Annotated in this window: 19 protein-coding genes; 13 read left to right on the top strand and 6 right to left on the bottom strand. The window is 47.8% G+C overall.

Annotated features, from left to right (window positions below):
- The 3 genes from HP398_RS28775 to HP398_RS28765 form a co-directional block, all read left to right on the top strand.
- Positions 1-687: ABC transporter substrate-binding protein (locus HP398_RS28775; RefSeq protein WP_173624319.1), on the top strand; the 687-nt coding region annotated here is incomplete at its 5' end.
- A gap of 6 nt (positions 688-693) precedes the next feature.
- Positions 694-1,497, top strand: a complete 804-nt coding sequence (locus HP398_RS28770; RefSeq protein WP_173624318.1) for an ABC transporter ATP-binding protein — start codon at positions 694-696, stop codon at positions 1,495-1,497.
- Positions 1,478-2,284 (top strand): ABC transporter permease, encoded by an 807-nt coding sequence (locus HP398_RS28765; RefSeq protein WP_017247906.1) that lies wholly within the window; start codon positions 1,478-1,480, stop codon positions 2,282-2,284. Before HP398_RS28770 ends, HP398_RS28765 begins: the two co-directional genes overlap by 20 nt.
- An 80-nt stretch (positions 2,285-2,364) precedes the next feature.
- Here HP398_RS28765 and HP398_RS28760 read toward each other — a convergent pair whose 3' ends face one another.
- From HP398_RS28760 to HP398_RS28750, 3 genes are all read right to left on the bottom strand, one after another.
- A complete protein-coding gene (locus HP398_RS28760) occupies positions 2,365-2,751 on the bottom strand; it encodes a VOC family protein (RefSeq protein WP_017247905.1) in 387 nt (128 codons plus the stop codon).
- A 64-nt stretch (positions 2,752-2,815) separates the two neighbouring features.
- Positions 2,816-3,775 carry a tetratricopeptide repeat protein gene (locus tag HP398_RS28755; RefSeq protein WP_017247904.1) on the bottom strand — a complete coding sequence of 320 codons (960 nt, stop codon included), beginning with the start codon at positions 3,773-3,775 and terminating at the stop codon, positions 2,816-2,818.
- A 64-nt stretch (positions 3,776-3,839) separates the two neighbouring features.
- Entirely contained in the window at positions 3,840-4,214 is a 375-nt protein-coding gene (locus HP398_RS28750) for a hypothetical protein (RefSeq protein ID WP_012685928.1), read from the bottom strand.
- A 166-nt stretch (positions 4,215-4,380) separates the two neighbouring features.
- Here HP398_RS28750 and HP398_RS28745 point away from each other — a divergent pair, with 166 nt between their 5' ends.
- Positions 4,381-4,824 carry a DUF2621 domain-containing protein gene (locus tag HP398_RS28745; protein ID WP_173624317.1) on the top strand — a complete coding sequence of 148 codons (444 nt, stop codon included), beginning with the start codon at positions 4,381-4,383 and terminating at the stop codon, positions 4,822-4,824.
- Positions 4,825-4,889: 65 nt separating this feature from the next.
- Entirely contained in the window at positions 4,890-5,132 is a 243-nt protein-coding gene (locus HP398_RS28740; protein ID WP_173624316.1) for a hypothetical protein, read from the top strand.
- 157 nt (positions 5,133-5,289) lie between these two features.
- Here HP398_RS28740 and HP398_RS28735 read toward each other — a convergent pair whose 3' ends face one another.
- Entirely contained in the window at positions 5,290-5,889 is a 600-nt protein-coding gene (locus HP398_RS28735; RefSeq protein ID WP_017247902.1) for a DUF502 domain-containing protein, read from the bottom strand.
- Between the two features lie 99 nt (positions 5,890-5,988).
- Between HP398_RS28735 and HP398_RS28730 the strand changes: the two genes are divergently transcribed.
- From HP398_RS28730 to HP398_RS28710, 5 genes are all read left to right on the top strand, one after another.
- Complete coding sequence (locus HP398_RS28730; RefSeq protein ID WP_173624315.1) at positions 5,989-6,819, top strand: sulfurtransferase; 831 nt, start codon at positions 5,989-5,991, stop codon at positions 6,817-6,819.
- A gap of 151 nt (positions 6,820-6,970) precedes the next feature.
- On the top strand, positions 6,971-8,161 hold the full coding sequence (locus HP398_RS28725) for a helix-turn-helix domain-containing protein (RefSeq protein WP_173624314.1): 1,191 nt from the start codon (positions 6,971-6,973) through the stop codon (positions 8,159-8,161).
- Positions 8,162-8,207: 46 nt separating this feature from the next.
- A complete protein-coding gene (locus tag HP398_RS28720; protein WP_017247899.1) occupies positions 8,208-9,209 on the top strand; it encodes an ABC transporter substrate-binding protein in 1,002 nt (333 codons plus the stop codon).
- Positions 9,206-10,009 (top strand): alpha/beta hydrolase, encoded by an 804-nt coding sequence (locus HP398_RS28715; protein WP_017247898.1) that lies wholly within the window; start codon positions 9,206-9,208, stop codon positions 10,007-10,009. The genes HP398_RS28720 and HP398_RS28715 overlap by 4 nt, the downstream gene beginning before the upstream one ends.
- Positions 10,010-10,047: 38 nt before the next feature.
- Complete coding sequence (locus tag HP398_RS28710) at positions 10,048-10,842, top strand: DUF817 domain-containing protein (RefSeq protein WP_017247897.1); 795 nt, start codon at positions 10,048-10,050, stop codon at positions 10,840-10,842.
- A gap of 55 nt (positions 10,843-10,897) precedes the next feature.
- Here HP398_RS28710 and HP398_RS28705 read toward each other — a convergent pair whose 3' ends face one another.
- A complete protein-coding gene (locus HP398_RS28705; RefSeq protein ID WP_173624313.1) occupies positions 10,898-11,881 on the bottom strand; it encodes an ABC transporter substrate-binding protein in 984 nt (327 codons plus the stop codon).
- A 202-nt stretch (positions 11,882-12,083) separates the two neighbouring features.
- Positions 12,084-13,232: an MFS transporter gene (locus tag HP398_RS28700; protein ID WP_017247895.1), complete on the bottom strand. Its 1,149-nt coding sequence runs from the start codon at positions 13,230-13,232 to the stop codon at positions 12,084-12,086.
- Between the two features lie 170 nt (positions 13,233-13,402).
- Between HP398_RS28700 and HP398_RS28695 the strand changes: the two genes are divergently transcribed.
- From HP398_RS28695 to HP398_RS28685, 3 genes are read left to right on the top strand one after another with little or no spacing between them, the layout of a single operon-like run.
- Entirely contained in the window at positions 13,403-13,954 is a 552-nt protein-coding gene (locus HP398_RS28695; RefSeq protein WP_173624312.1) for a helix-turn-helix domain-containing protein, read from the top strand.
- Between the two features lie 31 nt (positions 13,955-13,985).
- Entirely contained in the window at positions 13,986-15,074 is a 1,089-nt protein-coding gene (locus HP398_RS28690) for a M24 family metallopeptidase (RefSeq protein WP_173624311.1), read from the top strand.
- A complete protein-coding gene (locus HP398_RS28685; protein WP_017247892.1) occupies positions 15,075-15,614 on the top strand; it encodes a GNAT family N-acetyltransferase in 540 nt (179 codons plus the stop codon).
- Positions 15,615-15,696: the final 82 nt, after the last annotated feature.

Genomic DNA, 15,696 nt, shown 5'->3' with positions numbered 1-15,696 from the left:
AACTTTGCACAGCTCACGCAGACGGACGGTACCTTCCTTGTTTCCCGCGACAAAATGGATGACTTTACTTTCGACAAACTAAAGGGCAGTGTCTTCTTGGGCCAACGTAAAGGCGGCATGCCGCAAATGGTCGGCGAGTATGTACTCAAAAAGCACAATATCAATCCGCAAGGCGACCTGGAACTCATTCAGAATATCGAATTCAAAAATATTGCGTCTTCCTTCGCATCTGGTACCGGAGCGTATGTACAGCTGTTTGAACCGGAAGCCTCCCGCTTTGAACAGGAAGGAATCGGCCATGTCGTCGCCTCTTTTGGCAAAGAGAGCGGAACTGTTCCTTACACAGCCTTTATGACAAAACAAAGCTATATCGACAGCAACGCAGCAGCTATTCAAAAGTTTACCAATGCGGTCTACAAAGGGCAACAGTGGGTTGCCAGCCACAGCGCAAAAGAAACTGCTGATGTGATTGGCAAGTACTTCGAGCAAATCGATCCAAAGATTCTGGAAATCGCTGTACAGCGTTACTTGGAGCAGGGCTCCTATGCTACCGATCCCATCCTAGACGAAAAGGAATGGAACCAGCTACAAGATATTATGGATTCCGCTGGTGAGTTAAAACAACGTGCTGATTACACCAAGCTGGTAAACACCACATTTGCTACCCAATCCAAGGAAGGGAAATAGGCCGTCATGAAGCAGATTTCTTCTACGCCGGCAAAAATAGAACTCGGCCACGTGACCCATCTTTATTTATCCACGACCAGGGCGTTCATGGCGGTCCAAGACATTAACCTGCGCGTGGAGGAAGGCGATTTCATTTGTCTGGTTGGTCCCAGCGGTTGTGGAAAGACGACGTTGCTCTCCCTTATTGCAGGGCTTGAGAAGCCGACAGCAGGTAAGGTGTGGATCGACGGAAGAGAAGTCAGCGGAACGTCTAGGCAAGTTGGCTACATGCTTCAGCAAGATTATTTGTTCAATTGGCGCTCCATCGAAGATAACGTGTTTCTCGGACTCGATATCCAAGGCATCCGCTCCAAGGAAACAGAAGAGTACGCCCTGCATCTGCTGGATGAAATGGAACTGTCTGATGTGCGCAAATCCTCTCCCCTACAGCTGTCAGGCGGCATGCGACAACGGGTTGCACTCGTCCGCACACTCGCCTGTCAACCTGATGTGCTGTTGCTTGACGAACCATTTTCTGCATTAGACTACCAAACCAAACTCAAGCTCGAAGACTTGATCTTTTCAACACTACGCCGGCATAAAAAAACGGCAGTCCTTGTGACACATGATCTCTCGGAATCGATCGCGATGGGCGATCGCGTTTATATCTTTTCACGCAACCCGGGACGCATCAACAGCGAGATTGTCGTACCCAACCCGATCCGGGATGCTCTGCCGTTCGACGCCAGAAATCATGATGAATTCCAAGACTTGTTCCATCGCGTGTGGAAAGAGATGGAGGTAGTGTCTGATGCAGCCAAAGGAAATTGAATCCGTCCATCGTCGCTACTTGCAGCTTGAAAAGCGTATGAGCTTTTCCGTCTTTGCCACACAACTGTTCCTCTTTCTCGTTTTTCTCGGCTTATGGGAGCTCTTGGCTCGAACAAACACCATTAATGCACTCATCTTCAGCTATCCCTCCAAGATTTGGGCTCAATTTTGGCTACAGCTGCAAGATGGCAGTCTTCTCCCGCATGTCGGCTTGACCGTATGGGAAACGATTATCGGCTTTCTCTTAGGCACGATTCTGGGAACCGTCATGGCAACGATTATATGGTGGTCCCCTTTTCTCTCCCGCGTACTAGAGCCTTATCTGGTTATTGCCAACAGTATGCCAAAGGTAGCCCTCGGTCCGGTTTTCATCGTTGGCTTTGGTCCAGGTTTGCTCTCCGTCATAGCCATGGGGTGCGCGATCTCGGTCATCATCACCACGATCAACGTCTACACCAGCTTCAAAGAAGTCAATCAAAATTACGTCAAAGTCGTGCAAACACTTGGAGGGAGCAAACGGCAAATCTTCACGCTCGTCATTTTGCCAGCTACCATCCCAACCCTTCTCGCAACGCTGAAAGTGAATGTCGGACTTTCGTGGGTGGGCGTCATCGTCGGAGAGTTTCTCGTATCCCAGCAAGGCTTGGGGTATTTGATCATATACGGCTTCCAAGTATTTAATTTCACCCTGGTCATGATGAGCTTAGCCATTATCGCGGTCATCGCTACCGTGATGTATCAAGGCGTAGCCTATATAGAGCGGCGGCTCACCAGCCAGTTCAAATAGATGGCTTCTAAAAAACGGTGCCAACCATCTACCGGGGATGATTACACCGTTTTTTCATGGATCAATAGGTTCTTACGAGGTTAAGGGGCCACGATCTCGACCTTAATTCTATCTGGGTCCTCAAAAAACAAAGCATAATGTCCCTCGCCTCCAGCATGCGGATGCCGATCCTGATAGAGCAAAGAGATACCGCGACGAGCAGCTTCCTCCCGCAGCTTTTCCACATGTTCTCGATCCCGTGCGTAAAATGCCAGATGATTCAAACCGACTCGACACCGATGATACGGGGTATCGAGGAATCGCTCTTCGGCCTGAACGAATACCAGATAGGTACCATTCTGTTTCCAGCTTACCCCACTGGCCCATTCTTGATATCGCACATAGCCCAGCTCATCCTCCAGCAACCATCCCCAAAAATCTTTGGAGCGTGCCAAATTGGAGACGTACACTTCCACATGATGCAGCATCCCACAGTCCCCCTTTTACAGAAAAACGCCCGACAGCGAAATGCCGGGCGCTCTAGCTATCGATTTACTTCCAAAACTTCCACTTGCTCTTCTTCGCTGTCGGATCGTCCATGTGGCTCTCGACGACCTTCTGTTGGGCGGCTGCTTCCACTTCGAGCGCTCCAGGTACTCGATTCAGGAAGTGATCGACCATAGGCTTGTAGTTATCTGGCAAATGCTCTTGCATGCTACGCAGAATGCCGATTGCCTTTTCCATTTGATCGGTTGCCAACAGAGCGTTGGCATAGTTGAAGCCAGCATACGGATACGGGAAATGCGGCGTCCAGAACTTTTCACAAATCTGAATCAACTGATAGACATAACCCGCTTGTCCCAATTCACCTGTCACAGTCATGACGACCTCAAAGCGGTCTTTCGCTCCTTCAATCGCTACCGTGTACCATTTCATCGCATTCAGGAGGTCCTCCTCCGTCAAAGCCAGACGAGCCAGCTGCAGCTGTGGTCTCCAAGCGCCTTCTTTACTTGCCAGCGCCTCTAGCTGCCCTTTCAGTTCATCCTTTTTCCCTCTTTGCACGAAGCTCTCGACAAACATATTCAAGCCATTTTCTTGATTCGGGTCTTTGTGCAGACCAGTATGTAGGGTCTCGAATGCTTTTGGCTCATCTCCCTCAAACGCGAAAATCTTTGCCAAATTGGTGCAAGCCGTACCCGATGACGGGAATCGTTCCAGACAATCTGTCAGGATTTTTTTAGCGCTTTCAAATTCTCTCGCCTGCATATGAACGACTGCACGGAAAATGAGAGCAGACTCGATTGGACCGTATAATTCGAGAAGCCTGTCAGCAGCGACAGCGGCTTGCTCATGAAATTGACCCTTCACCAACTCCATCGCAAAATCGCGAAGCTTATCTTTTTCATCCCAGTACTTATCCAGATTTTGCGGAATGATTGTTTTCTGGTAGTCCTCTCGGGACATATCGATGGTTTGACCAAACTCATTGGTAAACGTCACAAATTCAGACATGAAACAGCCTCGCTTTCATTTCCTCACAAAAGTTTCAAATTCTCCACACAAGGAAAACCGCCAATTAGATCCATGCTTTGATATTTACTTTACGGATAAATTCCTCCATTGATTCCTTCGCGGGTTCGTCATTTGCCTCTTCTGCATCTTCCATGCCCATCAGTTGTCGAAACAGTGCTTCGTTCCTTGTCGCCAATGCAAAATCAAGTAAAGCCTCATGCGAGATGCGATTGGCTTCTTCCTCCAGCAATTGCTCCTCCAAGGCGATATCCTCTTCTACAACAGCGATATGCTTATCAATTTTCGGTATGCGTAAAACCCAGGAAAATGCGCTGTCCGGATTGCGGTCACGAGCAATCAGGTAACCGTATTCACCCAAAGGCAAACCTTGCTCGAAGGAGTCGGCAACAATGACGACGCGTTGTCCAAGCTTGAACATGAGCGTCAACTCCCAATAAAGATTAATTCTAATCATACTAAATTGTATGTGTTCTTGGGAAGAGCAAACCCAAGGATAGCCAAACGCACAAAAAGTTTGTTGCCCGAACCAAAATAAGGTACAATTTTTACTAGTGAATGGATATTGGTAATGAGGTGTACAAGGTATGGGTGAAATGTCTACAGGGTTTTCCCTGTTTATCGTTGGCTGGACCATTGTTCTCGTAAGTCTTATGGCGATTGGCGGGTACTTCATGTTCCGCAAATTTCTCAAGTCCATGCCCAAGCAAGACGGAAAATCTGACTTGGATTGGCAAGATCATTACATTGATCAGACACGTGCACTCTGGACAGATGAGGGTCTGACCTTGCTCAATGAATTGGTTGATCCTGTGCCACAGTTGTTTCGTGATGTTGCGAGACGTTCCATTGCAGCGAGAATCGGCCAGATCGCGCTGGAAGAGAAAGCAACCAGAATTACAACAGATTTGATTGTAAAGGGGTACATCGTAGCAACCCCCAAGCGTGACCACAAATGGCTCATTGCTCACCTGAAATCCAAAGAAATCGACTACACTCCCTATGAGAAATATTTGAATGCCGAGGGATAATTGAAACTTCCTGTGGCGTGATCCGTAAAAAAGGGTAATACCTTTTTGGCAAGGAGACGATGTGGATGTCAGTCCTACTCACGATTTTGGGGATCGGTTTCGTTATCTTGATCGTTGCGATTGTCATAGTGGCGGTCCTCTTTAAGAAAGGCGCCCGGTTCTTGTGGAAAATGACCGGACGTGGCTATCACAAGTACAGCAGCAGTGATTACCGATATCGCCCTTTTTGGAAGATGGGGCATCGAACATACGGTCATCGTCACTATCATCGCAAATATTCTAGCCATAGTGGATTTTTTAGCAGCTAATGCCATGGAAATGAGAAGGCACTCAAATTCGTTTGAGTGTCTTTTTTTGTGTGTAAAATGTTGAACGTAGTTTTTTAAAACAACTGTTCTAAAGGTCCCAAAACAAGCAACAAACCTCCAAAACCACAAGACTCGTGGCGCTGGAGGTTTGCATTATTTAAGCATCGCTGCTTCTTTTGTTTACGTTTTGCGGCCCTCCGGATACCCCACCCGATACCAGGAATGCCATGATTTCTGAGCTCTCCGTATCAAGCAGTTGTACCTGATCGCTCGGGAACAACAGGAGATTTCCTGCAAAATTGTACGACTGTGGCAAATAGACCGCTACGTGGTCTGTGAGACCGAAAGAATCGAGGCTTTCCTTTGTAATAAACCCAATTGCCTTCGCATTTCCATCCTTAGATAGCGTCACGAGCACCGGCTTGTCGAAGCTCTTCTTCTCCCCTACAAACGCTCCGATCAAATCCTTAATGGATGTATAAATGAGTTTGATAAACGGCACTTTCTCGAAAACAGTGGACACGAGCGAAAGCACTCCGCGTGTCAGCACATTGGATGCAAGGAAGCCTACAATCGTGATGCCGAGTATGGTTAAGAGGAAGCCCAGTCCTGGAATTTGGAGGTTAAACCAATTGTGGACCAGCTTATAGAACCAGCTATCCACTGTCGTGAAAATCCAGTACAAAATATAAATCGTCACTGCCAAAGGAATGACAAACAATAACCCCTCTAAAAAATAGCGAATGAAACGCTTCATCTCTCTTCTCCTCTCCCCTAACCACCTACCGTAATTATTGTACCTGATTGGGGTGCCATCTGCTATGATGAAGAAAAAAAAGAGAAAGTAGGGAGATTCATGCAAGCACTTGTCACACCTCAATGGCTCAAGGATCATCTTAACGATGAAAATATGGTGATCGTCGATTGTCGTTTTGCTTTAAGTGCTTCTGAAGCAGGTGCAGAGGAATACGGGAAAGATCATATCCCGCAAGCCCTCTACTTTCATCTGAACCGTGACCTTTCTGGTTCCAAAAGCGAGCATGGTGGACGTCATCCTCTACCAGATCCAGATCTGTTAGCTGCCCATTTTTCAAATGCGGGAATTGATGCCAACACGACTGTCATCGCCTATGATGATCAGGAAATGGCGATGGCAGGACGTCTATGGTGGCTGCTGCGATACCTTGGTCACGATCGGGTAGCTGTACTCGACGGCGGATACGCTGCTTGGAAAAAGGCTGGTTATGAGGTAACAGCAGAAGTACCTACTGCTGTACAAGCTCGAGAGTTCGTCCCCCATGTCCGTCACGACATGCTGGTTGACATGGAAGGTGTCAAAAAACGCAGCGAACATACTGTATTACTCGATTCTCGTGCGCCAGAACGCTACCGCGGTGAGAATGAACCGATCGACGCAAAAGCAGGTCACATACCCGGGGCGCACAATTTCTTTTATAAGGACAACCTCGCTGCTGATCAGACGATGCTTCCGGCAGACGAGCTGCAAAAGCGTCTCGTTCCTTACGCTGACAAAGAATTGATCGTCTATTGCGGCTCAGGCGTGACAGCTTGCTCCAATCTGCTTGCTTTCCATGCTGCTGGTCGAACAGATGTGAAATTGTATTTGGGCAGCTGGAGTGATTGGAGCTCGTACGAGGAAAATCCGGTTGCTACCGGTGAAGAGTAATTCCAAAAATGGAATGGCGGCGATCGCCTCCCTACGATACTGGGGAGCGGTCGCCTTATTTTTTCTGCCTCTATCATTTTCGCTATCATTCATAGATAATAATTATCATTATCATCAAAATGCATACTTGCCTGAAAAGGTGGATGGTTTCATGAAACATAACGAAGCATACAAGCCTAGTCGTCAAATGTCACTAGACGAGGTCCGCGCCTATATAATCTGTAACTTCGATCGTCCGTTAAACGTAACTACGTTGGCAGCGATGGCGAACTTAAGTTCGAGCTATTTTGGTGATTCGTTCAAGAAGGCTTACGGGCAAAGTGTCATGGACTATGTAACGAGTCTGCGTATCAATCACGCCAAGCGATTGTTACGCGAGACGGATATGAAGCTGCGGGAGATTGCGAAAACAATCGGGTATAGCGATGAGTTTTACTTTAGTCGGAAGTTCAAGAAGGAAGTGGGTGTATCCCCCTCCTCGTATGAAAGAGTTTCCGAGCGCAAAGTTGCCGTCTACACCCCTTCCCTACTGGGACATCTAATGGTACTTGGGATTATACCAGTCGCTGCTCCTTTGGATGCGAAGTGGACCCCCTATTACTATCAGCAGTATCAGCAACGGATTGCGGTTCATCTAAAAGCGGTCGAAACACCATGGAACGATGACGATCAGGAAATGATGCTTCTGGCTGCCAAGCCTGATATTGTCATCAGCCACATAGAACTTCCCGAAACTACTAGGCAACGCTTGTCTGCACATGGCATAGTCGTCTTGACCCTCCAATCTTCTGGCTGGAGAGAACGATTACGTGAAGTTGCCAGTTACACGGGCAAAGAAGCAGCTTGTGACTCCTGGATTGCTTTTTATGAAGCGAAGGCTGCTGCCGTTCGCGCAGACCTGCAGCCCGTGCTCAAACAAGATAAATTTGCGATCATTCGACTATATCGGGATGGCATCCATCTCTACAACAACAAGGGGATGAAGGAGCTTCTGTGCGATGATTTGCAGCTTTCTCTTGTGGAAGAAGAAACGGAACCTTGCAATCGGCCAATTACGCTTGAGCAGCTAGTGAGCTTAGACCCGGAGCGAATCCTGTTGTTCGTTTGTCTGGATGAGTCGACACGTATAAACTGGCTGACGCTACAGCATCATTCGCTTTGGAGAGGACTTCGCGCTGTTCAAGATGGGTATCTCTATTCCTTGCCTTCTAATCCGTGGTACGAGTATTCACCCGTTGCCATGAATCGGATGCTGGATGAAATGCTACTGATGGTAACGGGGAAAAGTCCAAATGCGATTCAAGGTGTTGTCCATGGAGCCCCTTTCTTGTGTGAATTATAATGTTTTTCAGTGAGAAACATTATCAACGAGAGGGGATTCCACTTGTATGACAAAGAAAACTAGCCTTGCCCTGATGCTGACCACGACGATGCTCGTTGCTGGACTTACGGCAGGCTGCGGGAGCAATGCAAGCAGTGAGGCAGTGACGCAGAAGGTCGATTCGTCCGCGACTGGGAGCGTCGAAGGATCGGCAAAGAGCTCATCTGATCAGCCTGCCTACCCGCGGGTACTAAAAGATGAAATGGGTAACGAGGTGACATTGCCTGCCGCACCTGCCAAAATATTCGCTCCCAATCTGGAAGATACATTGGTCGCATTAGGCGTTGCTCCGGTCGTGCAGTGGTCAACGGGCTCAAGACCAAAAATGTATTTGCAAGATAAGCTAAAAGATGTGCCGTCCATTACCTTCGCAGGTGGATTGCCTCCAGAGCCGGAAGCTGTTATGGCCCATGAGCCAGATCTCATCCTCTTGCACAATGCCAACCATATCGAAAGCGGCGTGTACGATAAATATAAGATGATTGCTCCGACATATGTGTTCAAACAGGCAAATTCTGATCTTGAATCTTCCGTACGCGTGGTTGGCGATCTGTTGGGCAAGTCGACGGAAGCTGAAAAAGCTTTGCAGACATATAAGGAGCATGTCGAGTCAGCCAAAAAGGAGTTGGCCCCTCATATCCAAGGCAAAAAAGCCGCAATCATTCGCTTCAATGGCAGAGGGATGTTCTTCATCAAATACGATTTCTTCAGTGGATACGTACTTACCAAAGAACTGGGCTTTTTGCCAAGCCAGGTCGTATCCAGCGGTGACATTAATTTATCACTAGAGAGCTTACCTGATTTGGATGCGGACTATATTTTCCTCATCAATGACGCTGGTACGGGGGATGCGTTTGAGAAAGACTTGACAGAGAGTGCTGTTTGGAAAAGCATGGAGGCTGTGAAGAACGGTCGTACGTTTAAAGTTGAGGGAGATCACTGGTTAAGTGGTGGTCTGATCGCACATATGAAAGTCATTGACGATGTGAAAGGATTGATTGCAAAATGAGAATCATAGAGAAAAACGGCTACTCCCCTAGTAATTGTGTAGAGTGGACACTGCAATCAAGCCAAGGTCGTGACTATCGGATTATGATTGCGATTCCGGAAGCTGAGGCCCCTCCTGAAGGGTATGCGGTTATTTATGCCGTGGATGGCGATGCGATGTTCGGAACGATTGCCGAGACAGTGAAGGTCCAAACCCGTAAGCCCAAGGGCTTCAACCCAGCCATTGTTGTAGGAATCGGCTATCCATCACGTCTGCCATTTGACATGGACCGCCGGTGTTATGATCTGACCATGCCTGTGGACGCAGCTACGCTTCCTGACCGACCAAACGGGCAGTCTTGGCCAGAGTATGGCGGAGTTGATTTGTTCCTCGATTTCCTTGAACAGCAGCTAATGCCAGCTATTTCTTCCGAGTGGCAAATAAATCCGAACAAACAGGCGATTTTCGGCCACTCCTTAGGCGGCCATTTCACACTGTATACGATGTTCTCGCGTCCGAAGCTATTCTCTCACGTCATATCAGGCAGTCCTTCCGTTTGGTGGGGCAATGACGAGGTAATGAGGGAGCAAGAGCGCTTCATTGCCCAATGGAAAGGGGAACACGAAGTAAAGCTTCTTGTCATTGTTGGCGGTGATGAACTCTCCTTCATGGTCGAGGGTGCACAACGGGTCGTCGAGCGCATGAAACCACTCGCTACCAAAGGTATTCAAGTGAGCTACATCAAATTCGAAGATGAGGGCCACGTAAGCGTGCTGCCTTCCGCGATCAATAGACTGGTGCGGTTTGTGCTTACGGATTAACTCTCTGAAACTACTTTCAGAACGTAAAGGACAGACAAATGATACGATATATTCGTTTATTGCTTCATTTCGGCTATCAAGAAGCCATGTCATGCTTGTTTCCGGTCTTTATTTTTGCTTCGCTGGCCTTATCCAAATTCGTCACCATTCCTGGTTTGCCGAGGTATGACCTCCTGCTTTTGCTTTGCCTACTCTTCCAAATCTTCATGGTGAAAAGTGGCTTGGAGTCTCGGGACGAATTGAAGGTCATCACGGTCTTTCACGTGATCGGGCTGTGCTTGGAAATATTCAAGGTGCATATGGGATCTTGGAGCTATCCAGAAGATGCGTACAGCAAGGTGTTTGGCGTTCCTCTTTACAGTGGGTTCATGTACGCCAGTGTCGCGAGCTACTTATGTCAAGCTTGGCGCCGACTAGAGGTCTCTCTCTCTGGCTGGCCGCATCAGATTATCGCCACCATTTTGGGCGCCATGATCTATCTGAACTTTTTCACCCACCATTATATTTGGGATTTGCGTTGGGTGCTGATGGCAGCTATTTTCATTGTCTTCTGGAAAACCCGTGTTTATTTTAGCGTCGCGAACGAGCGATTTTTCATGCCCATCCCTCTTGGTTACTTTTTGATCGGTTTTTTCATTTGGATTGCGGAAAATATAGCGACGTTCCTCGGTGCTTGGAATTATCCGAATCAAAGAGCAGGCTGGGAGCTCGTGCATCTCAGTAAAATCAGCTCGTGGTTTTTACTTGTCATCGTGAGCTTTATTATCGTGGCAGAATTGAAGCACGTAAAATCCAGAAGATCCCAGTCCCATGATAGCAAGAGACACATATAAAAAGCCTATCCACTCTTTCGCACGAAACGACAAAGGGTGGATAGGCTTTTTCTTCTTATTTGACTACGTTGCTCAGTACATTCTCAATCATTTGGCGGTTAGCAATGACGCCTGTGTACAGCCAACTGGAATCTTTCGCAAATGTATAGGCATTTCCATTCTTCACAGCAGGGATATTCGCCCATACGGGGTCCTTTTGCAGCTGTTCCAAACCAGTCGGATTACTGTTTACGATAAACAAGTACTCGGCATCGAGTTCAGCCAATTTCTCCATGGAAATCGAATTCCAGTTTGCTTCTCCTGACTTGGAGATTTCCTGAACGATGGTAGGAACCTTAAAGCCGAGGTCCTTGTAGAGCACATCGCCGCTAGACAAGTCCTGACGTGCTACGTACACATTTTTCCCCGTCATCCACAGTGCTGCCGCTGATTTTTCTCCGATCGCTTGCTGCAACTTTTGTTTGGATTCGGCTGCAAATGTCTCATAATTCGCCAGCACTTTCTTCGCTTCTTCCCCCTTGTTAAGGACTTCTCCTACTGTCAGGAGTTCTTTGCGCCAATCGCTGTTCTTTTCTTTTCCGATTGTATAGGTTGGCGCAATTTTTTCGTACTGACTATACTTGTCGCCTTGGATCAAGGTCGCGCTATCCAAAATAATCAGGTCAGGACTGTGGCTCATCACAACTTCTGGTGGCAGATCATAAGGAATCGCTGGAATACCCGCCAGCTCCTTTTGCAGGTAGCCCTGTACCTCGCTGTTTCCTACAGACCATTGGGCAACTGGCTTCACTCCCAACGCTACTAAATGATCCTCCAGATAAGAAGCGATCACGCGCTTCGGTTGGGTTGGGACTGTTACTTCATTTCCCATCGCATCCTTCAGTACTCGTGGAGCTTCAGCCCCCGGTGTCGCAGTCTGACTGTCACCCGCTTGAGTCTCTGGATTCGCTGCGTTCGGCTGGCCAGAACAAGCGCTCACGATTGTAACTAGGCTTGCCAATACGACACTGGCTATCGAAAGTTTGGCTGTTTTCTTCATTGGTGTATTCCTCCATCTGCGTCATGCCATCAAGCAGCGGCAATTGCCAACTCGACCACATTTTCACTGAGAATAATTATCAAAAACACAATGGGTATTATAGCGGATTATGGCACGATGCTCAACTTTTTGTTTATGGAAACGAAAAAAGACCCCCTGCTTACTAAGCAGAAAGTCCTTCTACTCTCTATTTTTAATCCGCTTAGCGTGGAACCCCGCTTAACAAGAATCGATGTAGTCCCCCGATCAGACACACGCCAGCTGTTACAAAAAACGCAATGAAGTAGGAATGGTGCCAATTCCCCAGCAGGCCTGCCAATATTGGGCTCAATACCGCTCCGATCGACAATACCGCTGAGTAAATACTAAACACACTCCCGTATTGCTCTCGGGGTGAATGTACCGTCAAAATGGTCGCAAAAGCTGGGAACAGCATCCCAAAGCACGCCCCGAAGAAAAACATCATGACGTGAATCGGAATCGCCAAGCCGATTGCGAGGGCGTACAGAAGAAGGCTAAGCACACCCAATCCAGCAAACGTTCTCGTCTCTACGGGGACGCGATGCAGCCAAAACTGGCACAGAATCGCTAGTGCCCCCAAGCCTTTCAAACTGAACAATATGCCAGTAACTGCGGGGGACAGCCCTTGTTTTTGGATGAGCAAAGGCACTTCATAGATGATTGTTCCTTGGGCGTAAATGATCGCAAATCCCCCAAGAAACGCAGGGTACAGCATGCGATTTTCCAGGATAGCGGTAAGGCTCTGCTTGCCCCCACCTTTGATCCGTGGCGTGGACGGCGTGCTTCCCTCTACTCTTTGGGGCAACATCATCCAAGCGAAAACGCCAGCAATGATCATCATGTAGCCGAGAATCACGAATGATTGACCATAGCCGAACTGCACCGCCAAAAAGCTACCGACTGCCGGGGATACGATACCTGCCGAGGTAAGGACCAATCCCTTTTTACCCATGATTTCGCCCTGCTCAAGTGCCGTCTTCCCTGTTTCTCCGAGCAAGGCAGAACAAGCAGGGGATACAAACGCCATCAAAAACCCGAGCATCAGCCGAAAGGTAAAAAAGCCTGCGGTATTTTGCACGATGCCTTGGCCAATCAGCATCACACCAGCCAAAATCAATCCACCTGCGATAAACCATTTTTTCGGATAGCGATCGAGAAAAGGTCCTGCGAGCAGATTGCCTGTCAAATTGCTGATCGCATATCCGCCGAGCACGAAGCCGATCATCGCAGCGGATACACCCAATACGTTTAAATACGGCGCAAGAAGTGGCGTCTGCGCGTGCATGTCAAAGGCAACAAGAAACAAAACCACTAACAGGAGAGCCCTCAAAGCATTCCCTTCCTCTCTAACGGCCTATCTTTGTCCCAGTATATGAAGGGAATGGTACAAGTAGGATAAGAAAAGAATAGAGAAAATTCGGAATAAATGTAGCATTTATTTTCGTATTACCGTAATATTTACTGTAATACCGTAATTGTTTTTGGTCAGGAGGTGACTTTTTGGAGCACGTTTACAAAAAAATACGAACGCTTCGTATACAGCAGGAGCTTACTTTAAAGGATTTAAGTGAGAAATCAGGATTCTCCGTCAGTTTCTTATCACAAGTAGAGCGTGGTAACAGTTCGCTCGCGATTACTTCTCTGCAAAAAATTGCGGAATGCCTCGGTGTCCCCATTACGTACTTCTTTGAAGTAGAAAAAGATATCACGTACCACACTCCCATTGAAAAGCGTCAAACGTTGCAGATTGAAGGTTCACCTGTGAAGTACGTTCGAATCGGTGGGAATTTCCCCGATAGGGCGCTTGAACCTCTCCTCAACGTGTTGCCACCCGGACAGATGAAGCATGTCGCCTTTCAGCATCCCGGTGAAGAGTTTTATTACGTCGTAAAAGGATGTGTCACCATCGTCGTCGACGGAACAGAATACCATCTCGAACAAGGAGACACGATCCACTTCCCTTCCTCTCTCCTTCATACGTGGTACAATCCTTCCACTGTTGAAGAAGCCGAGATTCTGTCCGTTTTGACGCCTGTCATTTTTAGAACCTAACATTGTCTACCAATAAAAAAGGGTGATCTGGATGCAAGAAAGACTGGAAAAGCTGCACGCGTATATGGAAAGCAGGAAACTGGACGCGTTGATTATTACGCATCCGAAAAACGTGTATTACTTTACCGGATTTTTGACAGAGCCACATGAACGTTTTATGGGCCTCGTTTTGGTGAGAGGCGAGTCCCCCTTCCTCTTCGTTCCACTTCTGGACGATGAAAAAGCACGGGAGGCTTGTCCTGCCATTATGACATACACCCATGACGATTCACAGAATGCACTAACTGTGCTTCAGCATTTGCTGCCGACTCCCCTCTCTCACATTGGTGTGGAGAAGAACCATTTGACAGCGAAAACATATGAGGCACTCGTATCGATCGTGCAAGCTACAGAAGCAGTGGATGTCGGAGAATTGCTGGGCAATATACGTGTGGCTAAGGATGCATCTGAAATCGCGACTATCAAGCGAGCTATTTGGGTGATGGAGGAATCCCTACGCCGTACGCTTCCTCTGATATCCATAGGGATGACGGAACTGGACGTCGTCGCAGAGCTGGAATACCAGATGAAAAAGCTAAAAGCCCAAGGCCCATCCTTTTCAACGATTGTACTAGCTGGAGAAAAATCAGCACTGCCCCATGGTGACCCGGGGACACGTGTGATTCAGGCGGGTGAAGTTTTGTTGATTGACGCAGGGGTGTATGTCGATGGGTATGTATCAGACCTGACTCGTACTTTTGCAGTTGGTCAACTGGGTGCAGAATTGCTTGACATGTACGATACGGTCTTGCAAGCGAATCTGGCTGGGATACAAGCCGTTCGACCAGGCGCTCTGATCGCAGAGGTTGACCTAGCTGCACGAGGTGTCATTGCAGACCGGGGCTATGGAGAATTTTTCATCAATCGTGTAGGGCACGGAATCGGATTGGAGCTTCATGAGGCCCCGTACGTTCACAGCCAGGCAGTTGGAGACCTCATCCCAGGCATGGTTTTCACGATTGAACCGGGCATTTATAACACGAAGATCGGTGGCATTCGCATTGAAGACAATGTGCTCGTCACGAAGGATGGCGTAGAAGTATTGACGTCTTTTCCCAAAGAGCTGCAAATCATCGGATAAATGAAAAAAGAAAAGGCTGGTGTCGTTCCTTTGAAAGTGCTAGAAACAGATCGTCTCATCCTCCGCTGGCAAACTGCCGAAGACGCTAATTTTGTCTTGAAACTGATGAATGAGCCTTCTTGGATTCGATTTATTGGCGATCGTGGTCTTCGTACGCCAGAAGACGCCCGCAACTATATTTTGAATGGTGCTGTCGCGATGTATGCGAGTCATGGCTTTGGTCTGTATTTGGCAGAGCTGAAGGAAGGAAATGTTCCGATCGGTTTATGTGGACTGATCAAGAGGGATTCGTTGGAGGATGTCGATATCGGCTTTGCCTTTCTGCCCGCATACTGGGGCAAAGGCTACGCGTATGAGGCAGCCTCTGCCGTTCTTACCCACGGAAAAGAAGTTGTCGGCTTAAAGCGCATCGTAGCAATCACTAACCCCGATAATACATCTTCTGCCAATCTTTTAAAGAAAATCGGCCTGCAAGATAAAGGGATGATTACCCTTCCGAATAATACGGAGGAAGTCAAGTTTTTTGCCATCGAGTTCTAGTCCATACTGTCTAAATGAGTCGTGGAATTGGTGAAATGGATCAGACGTCCGTTGTCAAAAGAAAATAAAGTATTAGACACTA

Source organism: Brevibacillus sp. HB1.4B, from assembly GCF_013284285.1.
GTDB lineage: Bacteria > Bacillota > Bacilli > Brevibacillales > Brevibacillaceae > Brevibacillus > Brevibacillus porteri.
The sequence above is the reverse complement of the archived record's forward strand: the minus strand, read 5'-3'. Positions and strand labels throughout refer to the sequence as shown.